The sequence below is a fragment of the Rhodoferax sp. GW822-FHT02A01 genome, assembly GCF_038784515.1.
Taxonomy (GTDB): domain Bacteria; phylum Pseudomonadota; class Gammaproteobacteria; order Burkholderiales; family Burkholderiaceae_C; genus Allorhodoferax.
Genome location: NZ_CP152376.1, coordinates 2,898,151 through 2,918,724, shown reverse-complemented (window position 1 = coordinate 2,918,724; position 20,574 = coordinate 2,898,151). Strand labels below are relative to the sequence as shown.

Sequence of the window (20,574 nt, the reverse complement as noted above, 5' to 3'; positions counted from 1 at the left end):
CATGCTCCGGCTCCGCCTCGCTATACCTCTATTCATTTGTGCACTGCCGTTGGCGTTGGTCGCTTGCGGCGAAAAGGCTTCTGTCGATCCGCGCACCGAACAGCCCTTGGTTCGTGCGGCGGTTGTCCAGACGGCAGCCGCTGCCTCACGTTCGTTCACCGGTACCGTAGCGGCCCGGGTGCAGAGCGACTTGGGATTTCGAGTCTCCGGCAAGGTGTTGGAGCGACTGGTGGACGCCGGGCAGAGCGTCAAGCGCGGCCAATTGCTCATGCGTATCGATCCCGCCGACCTGAAGCTTGCAGCCAATGCTTCACTGGAGGCCGTTGCCGCCGCACGCGCACGCGCAAAGCAGACTGCGGATGACGAAGCCCGCTACAACGACTTGCGCGGTACCGGCGCCATTTCGGCATCGGCCTACGATCAGGTCAAAGCTGCAGCCGACGCAGCCAAAGCCCAACTCAGTAGTGCTGAGGCCCAGGCAGATCTTGCCCGCAATGCGAACCGCTATGCGGAGCTGGTGGCCGATGCCGACGGCGTCGTCATGGAGACGCTGGCCGAACCCGGCCAGGTTGTTGCCGCAGGCCAGACCGTGGTCCGTCTGGCCCAAGCTGGCAGCCGCGAGGCTGTGATTCAACTGCCTGAAACGCTGCGCCCCACCATCGGATCATCGGCACAAGCCACGTTGTTCGGCAAGGAGGGCATTGTCATTGCGGCCAAGCTGCGGCAGTTATCCAACTCAGCGGATCGACTCACACGCACATTTGAGGCGCGGTATGTACTGGATGGGGCGCAGTCAGACGCGCCATTGGGCACCACAGTCGTCGTGCAGATTCCCGATGGACGCTCGTCCGGGCAAGACGGGTTGCACGTGCCGATTGCCGCTTTGTTCGACGCGGGCAAGGGGCCTGGGGTATGGGTCATCCAGGGAGAGCCTGCAAAGGTGTCCTGGCGGCCAGTCACAGTCCAGCGAATGGATGACGCCGGTGCATATGTTGCCGGGCAGATCAAACAAGGCGAACGCATAGTCGCGCTTGGCGTGCACTTGCTGCGCGAAGGCGAACAGGTTCGGGTGGCGGGTCTTGCCGTCGCCAAGGCGACTGAAGGAGTGCGTCCGTGAGTGAAGGCCGCTTCAATCTGTCGGCGCTCGCGGTACGCGAACGCGCCATCACCCTGTTCCTGATCTTCCTGATCTCGGCCGCCGGCATTCTGTCGTTCTTCAAGCTCGGGCGTGCAGAAGACCCGCCATTCACGATCAAGCAGATGACGATCGTCACCGCCTGGCCAGGCGCGACGGCCCAAGAGATGCAGGACCAGGTCGCCGAGCCGTTGGAAAAGCGCATGCAGGAACTGCGCTGGTACGACCGCACGGAAACCTTCACCCGCCCCGGCCTGGCCTTTACTATGGTTTCGCTGCGCGACAGCGCGCCGCCCGCCGAAGTCCAGGAAGAGTTCTATCAGGCCCGCAAGAAAATTGGCGACGAGGCCAAGAAGTTGCCTGCTGGCGTCATTGGCCCGATGGTCAACGACGAATATGCGGATGTGACCTTTGCACTCTTTGCACTCAAGGCCAAGGGCGAACCACAGAGACTGCTGGTGCGCGACGCGGAAGCGCTGCGCCAGAAACTGCTGCATGTCGCCGGCGTCAAGAAGGTCAACATCATCGGCGAGCAGCCCGAACGCATCTATGTTTCCTTCTCCCACGACCGTCTGGCCACGCTGGGCGTTGCGCCGCAAGACATCTTTGCCGCGCTCAACAGCCAGAACGTACTGACGCCCGCCGGCTCCATAGAGACCAAGGGGCCACAGGTCTTTGTACGTGTCGATGGCGCCTTCGACACGCTGGAGAAGATTCGCCAGACACCCATCGTCGCGCAGGGGCGCACATTGAAGTTGTCGGATGTGGCGAGCGTCGAGCGCGGTTATGAAGACCCAACCACCTTCATGGTTCGCAATGGCGGTGAGCCGGCATTGTTGCTCGGCGTCGTCATGCGCGACGACTGGAACGGGCTCGACCTGGGCAAGGCCCTTGGTGCGGAAGTCAGCAAGATCAATGAGGAACTCCCGCTGGGCATGACACTGACCAAGGTGACCGATCAATCCGTCAACATCAGCTCGGCTGTGGACGAGTTCATGGTCAAGTTCTTCGTCGCCCTGCTGGTGGTCATGGTGGTGTGCTTCGTCAGCATGGGCTGGCGCGTCGGCATCGTGGTTGCTGCAGCCGTGCCACTGACTCTGGCGGCCGTGTTTGTGATCATGGCTGCCTCCGGAAAGAACTTTGACCGCATCACGCTGGGCTCGCTGATTCTGGCGCTGGGTCTGCTGGTGGATGACGCCATCATTGCTGTCGAAATGATGGTGGTGAAGATGGAAGAGGGCTATAGCCGTATCGCCGCCTCGGCCTATGCATGGAGTCTGACCGCCGCGCCCATGCTTTCAGGCACGCTGGTCACGGCCGTGGGCTTCATGCCCAATGGATTCGCACGCTCCACGGCGGGTGAATACACCAGCAACATGTTCTGGATCGTCGGAATCGCGCTGATCGCTTCATGGGTGGTCGCAGTCGTCTTTACACCCTACCTGGGCATCAAGCTGCTGCCTGACGTCAAGAAGAGCCACAGCAGCCACACAGCGCTCACCGTTGCCCTGTATGACACGCCGCATTACAACCGCTTTCGTCAATTGCTGGGACGCGTCATTGCCCGCAAGTGGATCGTTGCTGGCGCGGTGATCGGGCTTTTCGTGGTGTCAGTACTCGGCATGGCAATGGTCAAGAAGCAGTTCTTCCCCACTTCCGACCGGCCGGAAGTGCTGGTCGAGGTCCAGATGCCTTACGGCACTTCGATCCAGCAGACCAGCGATGCGACAGCGAAAGTGGAAGCCTGGCTGGCCAAGCAAAAGGAAGCCCGGATCGTCACGTCCTATATCGGTCAGGGCGCTCCACGCTTTTTCCTGGCAATGGCACCTGAACTGCCCGATCCGTCCTTCGCCAAGATCGTGGTGCTGACGGGCGATGACAAGGAACGGGAAGCCCTCAAGGTCAGACTGCGTCAGGCCATTGCCGACGACCTTGCGCCCGAGGCACGTGTGCGCGTTACCCAAATCGTGTTCGGCCCGCCCTCGCCCTTCCCGGTGGCCTACCGTGTCACGGGGCCGGACCCGGACAAGCTGCGCGAGATTTCCGCCGAGGTCGAGGCCGTCTTGCATGCCAGCCCGATGATGCGCACCGTCAACACGGACTGGGGCCCGCGCGTCCCCACCCTGCACTTCACCCTCGACCAGGACCGGCTCCATGCCCTGGGACTGAGCTCCAATTCGGTCGCTCTGCAGTTGCAGTTCCTCCTGAGTGGAGCGCCACTGACGGAAGTGCGCGAGGATATCCGCTCGGTACAAGTAGTGGGCCGTGCAGCCGGAGCCATTCGTCTGGACCCCGCAAAGATCGCCGGCTTCACGCTGGTCGGGTCGGCTGCGCAGCGCATCCCGTTGTCACAGGTGGGCAAGGTCGAAGTGCGCATGGAAGACCCCATCCTGCGGCGACGTGACCGCACACCGACGATCACCGTACGTGGCGACATTGCCGATGGCCTGCAGCCACCGGACGTGTCTACCGCCATGACCAAGGAGCTCCAGCCCATCATCGCCAAGCTGCCCAGCGGCTACCGCATCGCGGAGGCCGGCTCCATCGAGGAAGCCGGCAAGGCGACAGTCGCCATGCTGCCGATCTTCCCCATCATGCTGGCGGCCACCCTGCTGATCATCATCCTGCAGGTCCGCTCCATCTCCGGCATGGTCATGGTCTTCCTGACCAGTCCGCTGGGCCTCATCGGCGTGGTGCCGACGCTGCTCCTGTTCCGCCAGCCCTTTGGCATCAATGCGCTGGTCGGCCTGATCGCTTTGTCGGGGATTCTGATGCGCAATACGCTGATTTTGCTCGGGCAGATCCGTGAAAACGAGAAAGCAGGGTTGGACTCGTTCCGTGCGGTCGTGGAAGCAACGGTGCAGCGCGCCCGACCGGTGATCCTGACGGCCTTGGCTGCCATGCTGGCCTTCATTCCGCTTACCCATTCCGTGTTCTGGGGAACGCTTGCGTACACGCTCATAGGTGGCACTTTTGCCGGGACCATCCTGACGCTGGTTTTCCTGCCCGCCATGTATTCCATCTGGTTCAAGATCAAACCGACCCCTTCACAGATTCAATCCACCCATTGAAATCATCAACAAGAAAGTAACAACCATGTCGAACTCCAAAGTTGTCGTCGTTACCGGTGTTTCATCGGGCATCGGACGCGCTGCCGCGTTGCAATTTTCCGAGCAAGGTTGCCGCGTCTTCGGTACCGTGCGAAACACTGCCACAGCGCAAGCCATACCTGGTGTCGTACTCATCCAGATGGACATCCGTGACGAAGCGTCCATAGAGCGAGGAATCCAAACCATCATGGCGCAAGCCAAGCGCATTGACGTGCTGGTCAACAGTGCAGGAGTGACCTTGCTGGGCGCAACGGAAGAAACATCGATTGCCGAAGCGCAGACCCTGTTCGACACCAATCTATTCGGTCTTTTGCGCACGATCAAGGCGGTGCTGCCGCATATGCGCGCGCAGCAGTCAGGACGTATTGTCAACATCAGCTCGGTGCTGGGTTTTCTGCCTGCACCGTACATGTCTCTGTATTCAGCGTCCAAGCACGCTGTTGAAGGGCTGTCGGAAACCTTGGATCACGAGGTGCGTCAATTCGGCATCCGTGTGGCACTTGTCGAGCCATCGTTTACCAAGACCAACCTGGATCTCAACGCACCTCAGACCGTTGCCAGAATCTCTGACTACGCCAAGGAGCTTGGAATGGTCTCCAAGGCGATCCAGAACAATATTCAAAAGGCGCCGCCGCCTGAGGGAGTTGCCGCAACGATTGTCAGCGCCGCCTTGGGCGCCCGGAAGATGCGTCATACGCCCAAAGGCGAAGCATCTCTTCTGGCCAAGTTACGTCGCTTCATGCCTGCGACCCCTGTCGAAAAGGGTCTACGAAAAAGTTTCGGGATCGCCTAAAAAGGCTGTGCTTACGCGTCCATACCGCGCCAATGAAACCAGCTCGGGTGGGCAAGCGATCGCAACGGCGGCACTTGAGATCGCGGTGGGTTATGCCCCGGCTGCGATTGCCGACGGCATGGGGAAATGAGGCCAAGGAAATTATCATGGACCACCTTCAATCGATGCGCGTCTTTCAGTGCGTGGTGGACGAAGGCGGCTTTTCTGCAGCCGCGCGCAAGATGGATCTCACGCCGACGATTGTCACCCGGTTGATTCAGGACCTTGAACAATCTCTCGGCGTTCGTCTTTTGCATCGTACGACGAGAAGGATGTCGCTCACCCAAGCGGGCGAGGCCTACCTATCACGTCTGCGTTTGATCCTCTCCGAAATCGAGGAGGCGGCCGAAGAGGCACGGGCTCATTCCAGTGAAATATCGGGCAACCTGCGTGTGGCCACTACGTCGCTGGTGGCAGTGAATCTGTTGGCGCCATGCGTTGCCGAATTTCAGAAGGTGCATCCCGACGTGCAAGTCGAGATACACACCACCGATCACCCGGCGCCGCAGTTGCACCAGTTCGACCTGTCCATCGTGAGACAAGACGATCACCTTGATGCCGACGTCATCGTGCGCCCAGTGCTCAATATGAACTACGTTCTCTGCGCCTCCATACACTACCTTCAGGTTCATGGTGTTCCGACAGTGCCGGAAGACCTCTCCGAGCATCACATGGTGCGCTTGCACATCCCTGGCACACGGATGCATGCGGTCAACCTTGTGAACCCTGAGGAAAGTGATCGCAGAGTCGAGGTCAAGCCAGTTTGGTCTGTCATTTCGAATGACGACGAAACAGCGTATCAAGCCACTTTGGCAGGCGCAGGCCTTACCTTGATGCCCGAACTTGCTTTAACCGCCCGCCCTCATGGAGGACAACTGCGCCGTGTACTTGCGCCATGGGTCAGCGTAGAAGATTTGAGACTTGTTGCCACCCTGCCCAGCAGGCGATTTCTACCGTTGCGCACACGTGCCTTCGTCGAATTTTTCATTCAGTACGTCCGGAATGTGGCCACGATGAATGAGGCTGCGCATTCTCCTCCAATAACTGGTCTCTGACACAGATTTCATCTTTGGTCGTGACCGTTTTGGGCACACTGCCAACTTCCGTCAGTGTCGGCTAACGGGTTGATCAATTTGAAGGCTCGCAGGAACGGTCTTTGATCAAGCTCGTGCAAAGCTTCGGATGCGCAAAAAAATTGTTTTCGACTTCAATTGCTCGGAATAGTTTTTATTCCGTGCAAATAAAGCCATAAACACGTCTCTAGGATTTATGTGGGTTTGCGGGGTGTTGGATTTTGGGGATGGATTAATTAAAGTCGTAAAAACAACGACATCTGCAAATGTTTACCGCAGATCGGCAACGCCTGTTGTGGGCCAGGTCCAGTCATTCCCCAATGGCCGGTTTGGGGCAGCGGATATGTCTGACGCCAATTGTCTCCACAGCAGAAATTATCGTCGACTCCTTCGTGCCCATGGCGGTCAGAGGTCCACACAAAGCTGGATCCCGAAAGCTGCCATTCGAATTCCAACTTAGATGCAATCAACGTCTGTCATGTGGCAATTCTGTTGGGGCGGTCACATCCACTTTGGTCGGAATTCACTGGTGGAATTTCGTGGCTACTCTTGGCGCGCGGGGCTTGCATAGCGTGGCACCACGGCAGCAGATGTCATCGTCATACGTACAACCGGATGCCTGAAGACCAAGTAGCCCTCAATCCTGGGCACAAAGTGCTCTTCAACTCGGTTGGCATTCGAGTGCATAAAGGCGAGAATATTGCGTGAATATGTCGGCGACGATCTTGACGTGCGCAGATTTCAAGGGAGTATTTACTAAATGGCAAATCACGGACGATGGCTCATGCACGGTCCCATGACCGACCCAAAAGAGATAGAGGCATTGATCGCTCAACTGCCGGACGGCATCCAACCCTTGTGCGCAGTCGTCCAAGGACTGCTGATTCATGGAGAGCTACTTGCCGTCTACGGTGTAGTCGAGGCTCCGGCCGTGTTTTCACGAGATACCATGCCGCTGGCGGCAAGGTTGCAGCAAATACAAGAGATGGACCCACGCCGACTAGACATTCCCCGCGGTCCGAGAGAACGTTCCATTGGTACTTGCCGCGATTTCGCGCTAATGATGTGTGGATTTCTTCGGGTCAAAGGTATTGCGGCGCGCGTTAGATGCGGGTTCGTTGATTACTTTTTTGGGGTCCCTTGGTCGGACCACTGGATATGTGAGTATTGGTCGGTGTCCGAAGGCCGGTGGGTCCGGATCGATCCGCAAATCGACGAGAGGCAACGCTCTTTCTACGCCAAGATTGACTTCGACGCATGTGATATTCCACTGAACCGGTTCATGACAGCCGGCGAGGCGTGGGGATCCTGCAGAAGCGGTCACATTGATCCTTCCGTGTGCGGGCATGGTGATGCGACAGGACTGTGGTTTGTGCGTGTGAATGTCTATCGCGATCACCTATCCGTCAATCACCGCGAGACCTCACCATGGGATTCTTGGCGGCAATCCAGGACGAGGGATCAAGTGATGACTGAAGCAGATTTTGCATTGACTGATCACATCGCAATGAACCCCGAGGCAGAACCGGCTTCGAGCGCCATCCCACCATGGCAAGTCAGCGTTAGCCGATGATAGATTTCGGTCGAAAATCAGCTTAAATTGACGGAGGTTATGTGAACTCTAAACTTGCTCACCTTGCATCAACTCTGCAGCTTTCGGCACCCGATTCCAGGGAGCTAGCATTGAAATTTTCATTAGCTTGTGCCAAACGCATTGAGCATCTCCTCGAAGAACCGGAAGTTATTGAATGCTTAAGAATGCTTGAGCGATATGTAGCTGGTAATGCCAGTTCAGGGAGCCTGGCCAAGGCGACTGAAGATGCGGCGCTGTTAGCAAACCGCCATCGAGGATCAAAGTCCATTGACGGTTGCGGCCACGCTGCTGTCTCTGCCAGTTATGGCGTATCGAGGGCAGTCGCGGGAAGGGCATTGGAAGCGGCGCAGTATTGTGCGTATGCGTCTGTCTATGCTTCTGGTGGCTATGCTGCAGTTGCCGATCGGGAAGCTTTTGAAACCGAATTTTCTTGGCAGCTTGCATGCTTAACATCGTTGGCCAAAGATGCCCATATCGAAGCTGCTGGTGCATCAAGAACAGTTGACGCCTGAGCCGCGAAAGCAGCCACTCGTTACAACCGCCAACCTTTAAAGGGACCTGACACTCCTAAAAACTCTCACGTGTTCGAGCTGCAGCACCCCTATGGATAGCTTTGCTTTCATGAGCAAGCTGGGCCAGGAGATGGCGCTGGATGTGTGCTTTACCTGCCAGAGCATGTGGTTTGACAAGCATGAGAGCCAGCAGCTCGGTGCCAAGGAGACTTTAGAACTCTTTCGGCTGATTCACTCAAAGGGCCAAGGACCAGGACAGCCCTGGAAAGCCAAACTGAGTTGCCCGCGTTGTGAAAGCAGCCTCTTACCCACTTCAGACCTGTGCAGGGCTGGGCGGTTTACGTACTTTCATTGTCCGAACCAGCATGGCCGATTCACGGCGTTTTCTGCGTTCCTCGTTGAAAAGGGCTTTGTGAGGCAGCTCACGGGGCAGGAGAGAGTAGACCTCGCAGCCATGATTGGCAGTGTCACGTGCTCGGGATGTGGAGCCACTGTGGACATCCGTAAGGACTCGGTATGCAGCTACTGCCATGCCCCCATCGTCGTACTGGATCCCCAAGCGCTGGAGAAGGCGCTCGCCACACTGGATCAGTCTGCCAGCGCTCAACATGACTTGGATCAGTCCGTCGTGGTAGATGCTTTGCTGCTGTCGGAGCGTCAGAAGTGGCTTGATGAATTGCAACAAAGAACCCGCTCAGCCCAGGGGGGCTGGCGCAACATCGACGATGGGTCACTGGCCCAGGGTGTGGATTTGCTTTGGCACCTCTTTCAGAAGTAAATGCGTCGCGAAAGCATTTGCCACATCGATCTGTCCAAGTCATTGCCAGCCATGGAGCTGAACTTAATCACCAAAGTGGATAAGCATCGGCTCCGCCTGGGTTCTGAGGCAGCCGCGCAGCGCGGCATACGTTGAAGGTGTGCCGCTGGTTCACCGCGATCGCAGTCAATGCTTATCGCCAGGCCCATGCGGTGCGAAGTGACCGCCAGCAAGAGCGGGTGCTATTTCATACGGTGCTGGTTGCAGTCAGGTTGTTTTGAGCAAAGGCCTCCAGGGCGGGCAGCGGCAGTGGCCGGCAGAACAAATAGCCTTGGTAGGCGTGGCAGCCCATTTGCGCAAGAAGCACGCGCTGTGCTTCTTGCTCCACACCCTCAGCAATGACATTCAGCCCCATGCTTTGCGCCAAGGCAACCACCATGCGGGCAATGGCGGCGTCATTCGGGTCGGTCAAAATGTCGTGCACAAAGCTTTGATCGATTTTCATCTGATCCAGTGGCAGTCGCTTGAGGTAGGAGAGCGAGGAATAGCCAGTACCAAAGTCGTCCAGCGAAAAGCCTATGCCATGGGCTTTGAGCTGGGTCATCTTGCCAATGGTGGATTCCACATTGGCGACCAGCAGGCTTTCGGTCAGCTCTAGTTTTAGCCGCTGCGGGTTGGCCCCGGTGCGAGCCACCACACCTAGCACACGATCTACAAAATCCAGCAGGTGCATCTGCTTGGCGCTGACATTCACGGCAATGGTCAGATGGGCCATGTCAGGCCGCTTGGCCCATTGCGCCAACTGGGCACAGGCGATTTCCAGCACCCAAAAGCCCAGCGGTAGGATCAATCCAATTTCTTCGGCTAGGGGGATGAACTCTCCTGGTGACACCAGGCCGCGCTCTGGATGTTGCCAACGCACCAAGGCCTCCACACCGGTCAGTCGGCCGTAACCGGCCACTAACGGTTGGTAGTACAGCATAAACTGAGATTGCTTCAGGGCCTCGCGCAGGTCATCCTCTAATAGCGCGCGGCCAGTCACAATTGCCTGCATTTCAGGGTCGAAAAAGCGCATGGTGTTGCGCCCAGCGACCTTGGCTTGGTACATGGCTAAGTCGGCTTGTTTGAGCAATTCGTCGTTGGACAAATGCGGGCCGTTAAACAGCGCCACGCCAATGCTGGGCGTGCTGCTGAAGGCACGGTCGACCAATTGGTAGGGTTGGTTCAGCGCGGTGAGGATTTTCTCACCCACGGTTTCTGCTTGCGCTGCTGCGCTTTCAGGTTGCTCGCTCAGGCCGTCGAGCATGACCACAAATTCGTCACCGCCCAAGCGCGCCACCAAGTCTCGAGCGCGCACACAGGCGGTCAGTCGCTGCGCGACCTGCTGCAGCAGCAAGTCGCCCTTGTCATGGCCCAGGGTGTCGTTCAGGATCTTGAAGTGGTCCAAGTCAATCAGAAGCAGTGCGCCGTAAATATGGTGGCGCTCTTCGATCGCTCGGATCTTGATTAACCGTTCGGTCAGCAGACGCCGGTTGGGCAGCTGGGTGAGGGCGTCATGAAAGGCCAGACGCTGGATCTCTGCGTGCGTGCTTTCCCTTTCGGTGACATCGCGAAAGCTCCAGACCCGGCCACGGCTTTGCCCATCCATGCGCTGAGGGGTGGAACGCAGTTCCAACAGTCGGCCGTTGCTGCAGCGCAGGGTGTCAAAGCTGCTGTTCTCGGGCTGCGCGTACAGGGCTTCTAGCCTATGCCAAAAGGCCGGTGGATCGACCAGCTGCTCAGCTATGTGGGCCAGAACCTCTTCACAGCTGCAGCTGTCCAGGTCGGCCGAGTGCAGGCTCCACAGGTCCACAAAGTGCTGGTTATAGGTCTCGACATCTCCGCTGGGGCCAATCGCCAGAATGCCATCGGTGGCGGCCTCGATCACGGCCTGCTGCAAAAAGGTGGCACGTCGCAGCTTCTTGACCAGGTCGGGCACAGGCAGCAGCACCAAGCCCAGCGACACAGCACCAATAGACCAGGCCGTTATGGGTGTGCCCGGGAAATATGGCGCGGGCAAAATCTCCGCCGCGCGCAGGCCCAGATAGAGCAGCCAGGCCAGCATATAACCCACGCTGAACAGGATGGCCGCGCGTAAGTGCACCACGATAGCCAACATCATCACCATCACCACGGCCCCGGCCGAGGGTGGCGGCAGGCCGCCAAACATCAGCCCGATCATGACGACCCATATGCCGGTGGCAAAGATACACAACGACTTTTGTGTCTGACCACGCAGGTTCATCCGCCACCCTTGGTACACCAGCACCAGCAAGATGGAGAGCGCTATCGCAGTAACCAGCTTCCTGTGAAAGACAAAGGGAACACCCACCACCAGCAAAAACGAGACGATCGAAAAATAGATCTTGTAGAACCGATCTAGCAGGTTTTGGTTGGAAGTTTGTAGGGCTTGGCTCACTGGGTTCAGGTTTGCATTGCAAAGAATGGGTAAGTGGCCAATCCGTTGCCAGATGGCGGTAGGGCGCGTGCTTATTATGGTGCAAATTACACTCTTAAACTCTGTTGCAATAGCTTCAGTGACGTCTCACGTTAAGGTGCATTCGGTGACAACAGACTATGAATGGCGTCCAACAACTTGGCCTTAGTGGTCTTGATAACAGGCGCCAATTCATCCATGCGTCCGCCGAAGTCCGGTATCCAGTTATTCGACTTGTATTGAATTTCAAGCTCAGCAGCTTGTGCCGCAAGCTGGCTCGCCCCAAGCGTTCCTGCATTACCTTTAAGGGTATGGAGTCGCATAATTACTTGCTGGCTATCTCCGGAAGAATGCTTTTGCTTCAACTCGGGGATCAGACTATCCAAGATCCTTATGAAGTCCTGTGCAGTTCGTGTGTAAAGGGCCCGATTGCCAGACATTCTTCCTAGAGCCAATCGCATATCCAGACCTGGTATATCTTCAAGCACCAGCCTCTGATCAGCGGTTGGGCGTGGATCAATCCATTCATTTTCAGCGGAGCGATGTTTATCGTTGCGAATGAGTATCGAAACCAAATTGCTGATGTCAAAGGGTTTACCAACGTGGTCATTCATGCCAGCTGCAAGGCATGCTTCACGATCAGATGCCATTACGTTGGCGGACATCGCAATGATGGGCAACTCCTTAAGTTCCAATTCTTCACGAATTATCTTTGTCGCAGAATAGCCATCAAGTACGGGCATCTGGATGTCCATCAGAATCGCATCAAACTGAGGTGCTGCAGAGGCAACAGCCTCAACAGCAAGTTGTCCATTCGCCGCCAGCGATACGATCGCACCTTCAGCCGTTAACAACTCATCGGCAACCTGCTGATTGATCAAGTTGTCCTCTACCACCAGAATGCGCATTCCCGCCAATTGTCTCAAGCTGCTTCGTCCGTTAGTCGACCTAAGCAAGGTAGATTTTTCTGAAGATGCCTCTACCACCTCTTCAACCAACATTGACGTGGTGAAGGGTTTGACAAGAACCCCGTTCAAGGTCTGCCTCCAATCGGGGTAAGTTCAACGCATACAGTTCAGGCCCAAGAACTTGAGAAATGTGCATTCCCTGAATCTGGCTAGGGTCTACACCAAACCAATCCGCATATGCGTTGTTTGCGAATCGATTTTTTAATTCTTTATCCCAATAACCAACCATAGAAGGAATGGCATTTAACGTATTCTGCAAATCATGCAAAGCACGATTTGCAACGTCAATCGCATTACGACGAGCAGAAATGTCTAGATGAATGCCAGAAATATTGAGCGCCTTACCGCCTTCATCACGCTCGCCGACTCGTCCACGACTCAGTATCCAGATCCAGTGACCACTACGATGCTGTACACGAAACTCCGCCTCGTAAGCGTCCGTCAAACCATTGATGTGGGACTCCCAATGTGCTTCCACTTGCTCTCGGTCTTCGGAATGAACAATGTTCTGGAAACGTCCTGCGATTTTTGCAACTATCGTTGGGACATCGTAGCCAAGCATCTGTGCGTAAAGCTCATTGACCTTGTCTTCTCCAGTTACAAGGTCTAACTCCCAGGTTCCTGCATTGGTTCCCTTGATGATGTTCTCTAAGTGTCGACGCTCCAGGTGCAGCTCGCGCTCAACCTTTAATCGCTGGGTAACATCTTCTACCGTGGAAAGGCTGTAAATTGGCACACCTGTGGCATCACGCTGGAGAACAGCAGACACCAGGGTGTCAACCACCTCTCCCTGACGGGTAACAAATTGATATGGAACTTCCTTAACAAGGCCCTGTGATAGCAACCGAGGTAGTCCAACCTCAAGCCCGAATTTCGCTGATTCAGGCGTCATGAATTCAGAAAGCTTCGCTCCCAACATTTCTTCACAGCGAAATCCCAATCTACTCGCAAATGCGCTGTTGATTGAAGCGATTGTTCCGTTCGGCTCGATGGAGTACAACATGGCCGGTGTTGACTCATACATGTTGTGACGTTCATCTTGTTGGCGCTTTAGCTCAAGATGGGATCGCCTCCCTTCAAGTGCTCGACTTGCAGCTACTGCCAGTTGGCTTAATACCTCGCGCTGCGTTGAAGTCAGCTTATTTGGCTTTTGATCAATTACACACAATGTTCCCACATTGAATCCACTGCTCAACCGTATAGGACACCCGGCGTAAAAGCGGATATGAGGGCTTGCCTCCACCAAAGGATTGTGGGCAAATCTACCGTCTTGGGCCGCATCCTCTACCTCGAAAATATCGTCTCCAAGGATGGCATGAGCACAGAATGCAATGTCGCGCGACGTTTGAGACACGCCTGGCAACCCTACCTCTGCTTTAAACCATTGGCGTTGCGAATCCACCAAACTAATAAGCGACACAGGAACTTCGCAAATCAAGGATGCCACCCTTACCAAGGCGTCAAATTCCGCCTCGGGTTCGGAGTCAAGTACATCAAGGCTGCGCAGAGCCTTCAGTCGCTCGTCCTCATTTTCGTCACGAGCTGCAGGGGTGTATGCGTATTCCAACGTGTCTCCAAATTCTCGCGCCGTCATGAGTCTTCTGAACCACTACTCAGTAAGCAAAAACGTCAAAATTTTGTTTTAGATACCATTTAAACCTAACTTCGCTCAGGAACTAAGGGAGTTGGCGCGACTCAAAGCAAAAGTTGATCAGGTTCCATTTAACATTGGAACTACATTGCATATTGTGAAAAAATTCTCAATTTGGCAAATCGGAATGACTGTTTTCTGGCCCAGTCCTTGCCGGTATGAAAGGCAACTGCGGAGCAAACCTACTAGGGGTCTCCAATCCAGGAGTAGGCCAAGACCCAACATACGTGACAAATCGCAAAATGGCAGCTTTGCCCACCCTACTGACATCGGTCAACGACTATTGCAAGTCGGCAAATTCACCCACTTTCTTGCACGCTCACAGATCAAGCTTGCGCGTAATGGCTGTTGCGCAGAATGGTTTTTGTGCGTCACCGGATACATTCAGGGCTCCTTGAAAATCGCATTTGAAATTCCAATACATAGGGAACCGTCCATGATCCTCGTCGGCCAATATGACAGCCCCGTCACCCGCCGCGTCGCTATTGCGCTGCATCACTACCGCATACCCTTCACTCGCGACACCCGCTCAATTTTTGGCGATGCGGCGGCAGTGGGAAAGATCAGTCCCTTAACCCGCATTCCAGCCCTCGTCCTTGACGATGGCGAGGTGCTGATCGACAGCGCCGCCATCCTTGATCATCTCGACGAACAGGTGGGCGATGCGGCGCTGATTCCCGCCTCCGGCCCCACACGCCGACGCGTCCTCCAAATGACGGCATTGGCACAAGGCACCCTCGAAAAGATCGCGGCTGTGGTCTATGAGAGGCATTTCCATTCCACCGAACATCGAAGCGCCGACTGGCTTGACCGTTGCCTTGGACAGGCCCGCGCTGGCCTCGATGAACTGACACGGCGCCTTGCCACACCCTATGCCTGCGGGGCAACGCTCACCCATGCCGATGTCATGATCACCACGCTGATCTGGTACATGCGAGATCGGATGGACCAAGTGTTGTCACCCACCGCACACGCTGCACTGATCACCCTGGCCGAACACTGTGAAACCCTGCTCGCCTTCCAAGCTGCCGCATTGAGCGACTTCGAGAAGATGCCGCGATAGCGGTCTCAGTTTTTTTCTCAGCAATAGAGGCAATGAGCGTGCTCTACGCTGTCCCAATAAGCTGCAAGCCAACTATGCCTGCCACTACCGCGCCGATACAGATAAAGCGCATAAGTGTTGCAGGCTCGCCCAGCCAAAGCACACCTATAAGCGCCGTTCCAGCAGCTCCAATACCCGCCCAAACTGCATAGGCAGTTCCAATTGGAAGAATCTCAAGCGTAGTGCTCACAAGCCAAACGCTTAAAACTGCTGAACAGACGGATACAGCGCTGTAAAACGGGCGACTGTAGCCATCCGAGAACTTCATCGAAATAGAAAACACTATTTCAAGTGAACCAGAAAAAAATATAACGACCCACGCAAGCGCTGGCGAAGAAACCGTAAACACATTACATCTCCACATAGGAACCAAATGGCACTGCCGACGCTGGACTTTACACAGTTACTTAGATGCGTAGAGGTCCGCTTTGGAGCGCACAAAAGGACCGCTTCCGGTCCAAATTTACCAGTCGCGACCGGTCGGAATTGGCCAACGTTAGGTACCGCAATTACCGTCTGAGGAATGTTGTGTGCGTCCGAACGCACGCCGATTTCAGGACTGCTGTTTTGCAGCGACAGGATAAAGCTGATCCAATAATGCAGCAACCTTTGGAAGGAGCTGTCTTTTGTCCGGGAACAGCAATTCGGCCTCAGCAACAAGCGGCTTTGCGTAAAGGGCCTCGTACACCCGCTTAACAACGCCCGGTGCGACAAGTTCCCTGTCAAACCCGGGCACGATGCCGGCTAACTGGTAGCCAAATTGCTCACAGAGCATTTGGACGGGTGGATAGTGCAATGTAACCATTGCGTAGGAATACTCACAACCCATTGCCCTGCCGACTGGTTCTAGAAGTTGGAAGAGCCAGTGAAACACACCGCCTTTCCGGTGCGCAGGACAGATGACGGTCAAACGGTTCTGAATCGTCAGGGTATCCTGGTCTCTCGCATTGGCTGACATCCCGATCACCTCCTCGCCCTTTCTGATAACGCATACCGCGACGTCAGTTTCTGATTCTCCACGTAGGGACACTTCCTTAAGATAGAAGGCCTCTCGTGAATACGGAGCGGAAGCTCCAACAGACACTGAGGGATGCCATGACTTGATTAATTCGATGATGGTGAGAATGTCCTTACGGTGAAGAAACTCAAGGCTGTAGCCCTGCGGCGCAGGCACCATCGCTTCCATATCTGCAACGGTAGGCCATCTCATGTGTGTCATCGCCATCTCCTTTTGTGTTGAATTCAGGGTGCAATTAGATGCAACGATCGGGCAAGCAAAGGTTCTCAGTTACCGCAATCGCCAAAAAATTTTCAGTGGCATCGTACTGGAGTCCGAAAACATTGCGAAGCGACTCTTGAACTCGCACAACTCCCAATTCATATGCGTAACGACTAATTCCAATTTGTCGTAATGTGAGACCAGCGTCCAAACGAATACCAGAATGCGAAGAGTGCAACGGTGGCCAGCGTGCAAAAACAATAGATTACTTGATTAAGTCCTATTAACGCCGACATTGGCCCCACACCAATCAGCGCCAAGGATGCAGCTTGCGAAACCAGGAATGCGTTGCCCATAACCCTGCTTCGGAATCGGTCGTCCAGATTGCTTTGAAGAAGGATGAGCGTAGACGTCAATGTGGATTCAGCTGCTATCCCAAACACCAGTCTGCTGATGGTTGCTTGCCAAATGCTATTGGTTGCCACAAAGCTTATGGTGGTAACAACAGCAAATGCAAAGCCCAGCTGGATGATGTACCAGCTCTTTTGGTGCGAACGACTTCTCGACAACGCAATAGAGGCCAGCGCCGCACCAACGCCAGTCACTCCTGCTAGCAGCGCCAAGCCACTGGATGCGGCAGTGGGGAATATCCTGTCGGCGAAAACCGGCATCAGTTTGCCGGTGAGTCCACGCAGACCATCATTGAAAAATGTAAGTAAAAGCAGGAGACCGACCATTGGATGCTTCATCGCATATCTCAAGCCGTCCAGGTAGTCGCCCAGAACGCTGGTTCCAGAACTTGCGACAGGCGCCACCGGGCTCGTGAGTCGCATCTTCGCAAGGACAACCAAGAACAGCAGATATGCAAGCGCGTTGACCAGAAAAGAGATGGAGACTGGGAACTTCGCAAGCAGAACACCCGCCAGTGCAGGTCCCAAGAACATGGCTAGTGTCCGATATGAAGAGCTGAACGCAATCGCCGCGGACAGGTTCTCTCGGCTCACCGCACGAGGGAGCAGTCCGTAACTGGCGGGCACACTGAAGGCGAGAATTGCCCCTTCCGCAAATGTAAGCGCGGCCAGCATGGGAACGTTGAGCACTTCAAAGTACGACGTCACTGCAAGCGCCATTCCCTGAACGAACGCCAGAAAATATGCAACAAGCAGTATCTTGAGCCGACTGTGCCGGTCGGCCAAAACACTGGCCCATGGCCCAAAGATGAAATAGGGAACAACACTCAAGAAACTGACCAGACCGAGCGTACCTGCAGAATGGGAGAGCTTCCATGTCAACCAGGATACCGCGAGGCCCTGCACAAAAAAGCAAAGCCAAGACGTTATGGAGGCGATCGAGTACAGCCTGAAATTGCGCTCTTGATAGAGACTCATCAGGGCACCACTCGGAAGCCAGCTGACTCAGAGTTGAGACGCTAAATTGGTGGGCGGGACATTGACATGCAAAATCCTGCCCATGCTCACACGCGGCTCGATAACATAGCCAAGCGACTTGTAGAAAGCCGCGGTTGCTTCGTTCGAAGCAAGCAGCTGAAGGTTCACTTTCATGCAGCCGGCTGCAATAAGGGCAGCTTCGGCAGTTTGCACTAGTCTGCGCCCCAACCCAGACCGTTGCCGCTCAGGATGTACAGCAACGGCGTAGAGCCATCCCCTATGCCCGTCGTAGCCTGCCATGACGGTACCAATGACCCCCGTGCCCTCCGTCGCAACAAAAAACAATCCATCCCTGTTTGCGATCTTTTTGGCGATCGTCAGGGTGGGTTCGTTGTGCGCAGTTTCGTAACCAAAGACAGTGCGCCAGAGTTCAATGATTTGCATGCGGTCAGTTGAGTCCTTGTACTCACGAATCTCCGTCATCGTCGCTCCTTAAGATGTTGGGCAAGTGGCGTGAAAACGCATTGAAAGAATGATGGCAAACCAAGTTGTCCAAATGGTTTTCTTTGCAAGTCGCATATAAGTATCTCAGAGTCGGCAGGTTGCCTCTTGTCGTCATGTACTACAAGAAGCTCCTGAAGCGTTCAGCTGTGCCATAGTCTCGCTCAAGAAACTGACTATATAGACGACACACAAAGCTAGCTACGACCTTGAATGTGTCGTCTCTCCATTGACTCAGAGAAATACATGCCTGCAGATCACCAAAATGGTGTCCCGAAACCATCAATGCCCAAGATCAGCATGGAGCACTAGGCCTTTCGAGATAAATTTCTTAAAGCAGGAAATGGCACCTTTTCCCCCATCTTCTATTGCTTTAGGAAATTTATATAGCCAAGTATTGCGTAGAGAATCATCTGGATTAGAAGATGAAGTTAGCGAAATATTGGCTATATATGCTGCAAATCCTGATTGTTGACGATGATGAAGAAATTAGACAGTTGCTGTCCGATTACTTGACCCGATATGGTTATGGTGTGCACTGTGCCAAGGACGACACGGAGATGTATCGGCAGCTGGCAAGAAACACCATTCATCTCGTCGTGCTGGATTTGACCTTGCCGAACGGCGTTGATGGCTTGTTCCTGGCACGCGAGCTATACCGCCAATCCAATTTGGCCATCATCATGCTAACCGCCCGTAGCAGCCCATATGACCGCATCGTGGGATTGGAGAGCGGTGCTGACGACTACATGATCAAACCCTTTGAACCGCGTGAGCTGGTGTCACGCATAAAGTCTGTCATGCGTCGACATGCCATGCCGGAGGAACTGCATGCAAGCACGACGAGCGATGGCGTCGTCTGTTTCGACGGATGGGAATTGCACTGCAGCAACCGTTGCCTTTACACCCCCGAAGGAATGGTCTTGGCGTTGTCCAAGGCGGAATTCCGCCTGATGTGCACCTTCTTGCATGCACCCCACAAGGCGTTCCATCGTGAACAGTTGATCCGATGCGTACGCAACGATGACGGTGGTGCCGACGAACGCAACATCGATCTGCTGGTCTCCCGCCTGCGTCAAAAGCTGGCCTGCGCCCCCGAAAGCGGGAAATTGATCAAGACCATACGCGGTGTGGGCTATATGTTTGACGCCAAATCAGTGTACGGGCAGTGTTAGCAACAGCGGGTAGTCCGACAGCGCCCGAAAGCCAAGTGCATCACCATCACAGGGTGGGTGGCATTGCTTACCCTGTGGACAAAGGACATGACAAGCCAGTTTGGCCACCGAGCGCCAAACGCAATCTCCTCAGCGGTGATGAACTCCGCCGGCCAGCATGTGTCCGTCCAATGTGGGCCGCACGGCGGTGAGAAAGTTGCTCAGGGCTTCGGGCTGAACCGCGCCCTTGCGCCATGCGAGGCCCACCTCCAGATGCGGCAGCGGGCGGGCCAGCGGGCGGGCTTCTATGCGGTCTCCTTCCAAAGACCAGGGCCGGTACAGCATATCTGGCAACACGGAGCATCCCGCCCCCGTTGCCACCAGACTGCGTACCGCTTCCACGGATGACGTGCGGATCAGCACGTTCAGATCATCACCCGCAGCGTTCCACAGCGCAGTCGCGGCATCACCCAGCTCATCCACTTGCAGCAATACCAGCGGTTGCCGCGCCAGCTCCACCGCCTCCACCTTTTCTTCTCCTGCAAGCCGGTGATTGACCGGGCACCACACACGCCATCCCGAACGCAGAATGGTTTCCGTCTCCAACGCTCGGTAGTTCTGCAGTTGCGACACCACGATCAACGCCACATCCAGCTCCCCACTGACCAGCAGGTGCTCCAGATAGTCCCTCCGGTCTTCGGTGATCTGCACATGGATACGGGGAAACACGCGTTTGAATCGGTCCAGCAGAAACGGCAGGTAATAGCCCACCATCAGGCTGGTGACACCGATATTGAGACTACCAGTCACCGTGTGTGGCCGCGACGCTAGCGCGTCCCTGGCGTTGCGCATGGCCACTTCAATTTGATGGGCGTGGCGCAGAAACTGGTGACCCGCATGGGTCAGTGACATACCTCGGGCACGCCGATCGAACAGCAAGGTGCCCAGGTCGGCCTCAATTTGGGCTATGGCCTGGGACACCACGGACTGGGATACGCCCAATTCATGGATTGCCGCCGATATGGAGCCGGATTCGGCCACCGCTATGAAATACCGAATGCTCTTGAAAGAAGTGCTCATATCGCCAAACTGGGCACCGTTT

Annotated in this window: 17 protein-coding genes; 9 read left to right on the top strand and 8 right to left on the bottom strand. The window is 55.4% G+C overall.

Going from position 1 to position 20,574, the window contains the following annotated elements; genetic code table 11:
• Position 1 precedes the first annotated feature (1 nt).
• From AAGF34_RS13725 to AAGF34_RS13695, 7 genes are all read left to right on the top strand, one after another.
• The gene (locus AAGF34_RS13725) at positions 2-1,117 is read left to right on the top strand and encodes an efflux RND transporter periplasmic adaptor subunit (RefSeq protein WP_342616291.1); all 1,116 of its coding nucleotides are present in this window, start codon (positions 2-4) and stop codon (positions 1,115-1,117) included.
• On the top strand, positions 1,114-4,206 hold the full coding sequence (locus AAGF34_RS13720) for an efflux RND transporter permease subunit (RefSeq protein WP_342616290.1): 3,093 nt from the start codon (positions 1,114-1,116) through the stop codon (positions 4,204-4,206). The genes AAGF34_RS13725 and AAGF34_RS13720 overlap by 4 nt, the downstream gene beginning before the upstream one ends.
• 25 nt (positions 4,207-4,231) lie before the next feature.
• Positions 4,232-5,038: an oxidoreductase gene (locus AAGF34_RS13715; protein WP_342616289.1), complete on the top strand. Its 807-nt coding sequence runs from the start codon at positions 4,232-4,234 to the stop codon at positions 5,036-5,038.
• Between the two features lie 146 nt (positions 5,039-5,184).
• Complete coding sequence (locus AAGF34_RS13710; RefSeq protein WP_342616288.1) at positions 5,185-6,132, top strand: LysR family transcriptional regulator; 948 nt, start codon at positions 5,185-5,187, stop codon at positions 6,130-6,132.
• A gap of 814 nt (positions 6,133-6,946) precedes the next feature.
• Entirely contained in the window at positions 6,947-7,723 is a 777-nt protein-coding gene (locus AAGF34_RS13705) for a transglutaminase domain-containing protein (protein WP_342616287.1), read from the top strand.
• Between the two features lie 110 nt (positions 7,724-7,833).
• On the top strand, positions 7,834-8,256 hold the full coding sequence (locus AAGF34_RS13700; RefSeq protein ID WP_342616286.1) for a hypothetical protein: 423 nt from the start codon (positions 7,834-7,836) through the stop codon (positions 8,254-8,256).
• A gap of 91 nt (positions 8,257-8,347) precedes the next feature.
• Positions 8,348-9,034 (top strand): hypothetical protein, encoded by a 687-nt coding sequence (locus AAGF34_RS13695; RefSeq protein ID WP_342616285.1) that lies wholly within the window; start codon positions 8,348-8,350, stop codon positions 9,032-9,034.
• A 226-nt stretch (positions 9,035-9,260) separates the two neighbouring features.
• Here AAGF34_RS13695 and AAGF34_RS13690 read toward each other — a convergent pair whose 3' ends face one another.
• The 3 genes from AAGF34_RS13690 to AAGF34_RS13680 all read right to left on the bottom strand — a co-directional run bounded on the left by AAGF34_RS13690 (position 9,261) and on the right by AAGF34_RS13680 (position 14,024).
• Positions 9,261-11,471 (bottom strand): EAL domain-containing protein, encoded by a 2,211-nt coding sequence (locus tag AAGF34_RS13690; protein WP_342616284.1) that lies wholly within the window; start codon positions 11,469-11,471, stop codon positions 9,261-9,263.
• 131 nt (positions 11,472-11,602) lie between these two features.
• The gene (locus AAGF34_RS13685) at positions 11,603-12,490 is read right to left on the bottom strand and encodes a response regulator (RefSeq protein WP_342616283.1); all 888 of its coding nucleotides are present in this window, start codon (positions 12,488-12,490) and stop codon (positions 11,603-11,605) included.
• Positions 12,480-14,024 (bottom strand): PAS domain S-box protein, encoded by a 1,545-nt coding sequence (locus tag AAGF34_RS13680; protein ID WP_342616282.1) that lies wholly within the window; start codon positions 14,022-14,024, stop codon positions 12,480-12,482. The genes AAGF34_RS13685 and AAGF34_RS13680 overlap by 11 nt, the downstream gene beginning before the upstream one ends.
• A 520-nt stretch (positions 14,025-14,544) precedes the next feature.
• Here AAGF34_RS13680 and AAGF34_RS13675 point away from each other — a divergent pair.
• Positions 14,545-15,171 carry a glutathione S-transferase family protein gene (locus AAGF34_RS13675; protein WP_342616281.1) on the top strand — a complete coding sequence of 209 codons (627 nt, stop codon included), beginning with the start codon at positions 14,545-14,547 and terminating at the stop codon, positions 15,169-15,171.
• A 43-nt stretch (positions 15,172-15,214) separates the two neighbouring features.
• Here AAGF34_RS13675 and AAGF34_RS13670 read toward each other — a convergent pair whose 3' ends face one another.
• The 4 genes from AAGF34_RS13670 to AAGF34_RS13655 all read right to left on the bottom strand — a co-directional run bounded on the left by AAGF34_RS13670 (position 15,215) and on the right by AAGF34_RS13655 (position 18,300).
• Positions 15,215-15,559, bottom strand: a complete 345-nt coding sequence (locus AAGF34_RS13670) for a multidrug efflux SMR transporter (RefSeq protein ID WP_342616280.1) — start codon at positions 15,557-15,559, stop codon at positions 15,215-15,217.
• A gap of 204 nt (positions 15,560-15,763) precedes the next feature.
• Positions 15,764-16,429: a hypothetical protein gene (locus tag AAGF34_RS13665; protein ID WP_342616279.1), complete on the bottom strand. Its 666-nt coding sequence runs from the start codon at positions 16,427-16,429 to the stop codon at positions 15,764-15,766.
• A 173-nt stretch (positions 16,430-16,602) separates the two neighbouring features.
• Entirely contained in the window at positions 16,603-17,817 is a 1,215-nt protein-coding gene (locus AAGF34_RS13660; protein WP_342616278.1) for an MFS transporter, read from the bottom strand.
• A 27-nt stretch (positions 17,818-17,844) separates the two neighbouring features.
• A complete protein-coding gene (locus AAGF34_RS13655; RefSeq protein WP_342616277.1) occupies positions 17,845-18,300 on the bottom strand; it encodes a GNAT family acetyltransferase in 456 nt (151 codons plus the stop codon).
• A gap of 443 nt (positions 18,301-18,743) precedes the next feature.
• On the opposite strand from AAGF34_RS13655, the gene AAGF34_RS13650 reads away from it, so the two are divergent.
• Positions 18,744-19,493, top strand: coding sequence for a response regulator transcription factor (locus AAGF34_RS13650; protein WP_342616276.1), 750 nt, complete (start codon positions 18,744-18,746; stop codon positions 19,491-19,493).
• 129 nt (positions 19,494-19,622) lie between these two features.
• On the opposite strand, the gene AAGF34_RS13645 is transcribed toward AAGF34_RS13650, so the two are convergent.
• On the bottom strand, positions 19,623-20,552 hold the full coding sequence (locus tag AAGF34_RS13645) for a LysR substrate-binding domain-containing protein (protein ID WP_342616275.1): 930 nt from the start codon (positions 20,550-20,552) through the stop codon (positions 19,623-19,625).
• Positions 20,553-20,574 lie beyond the last annotated feature (22 nt).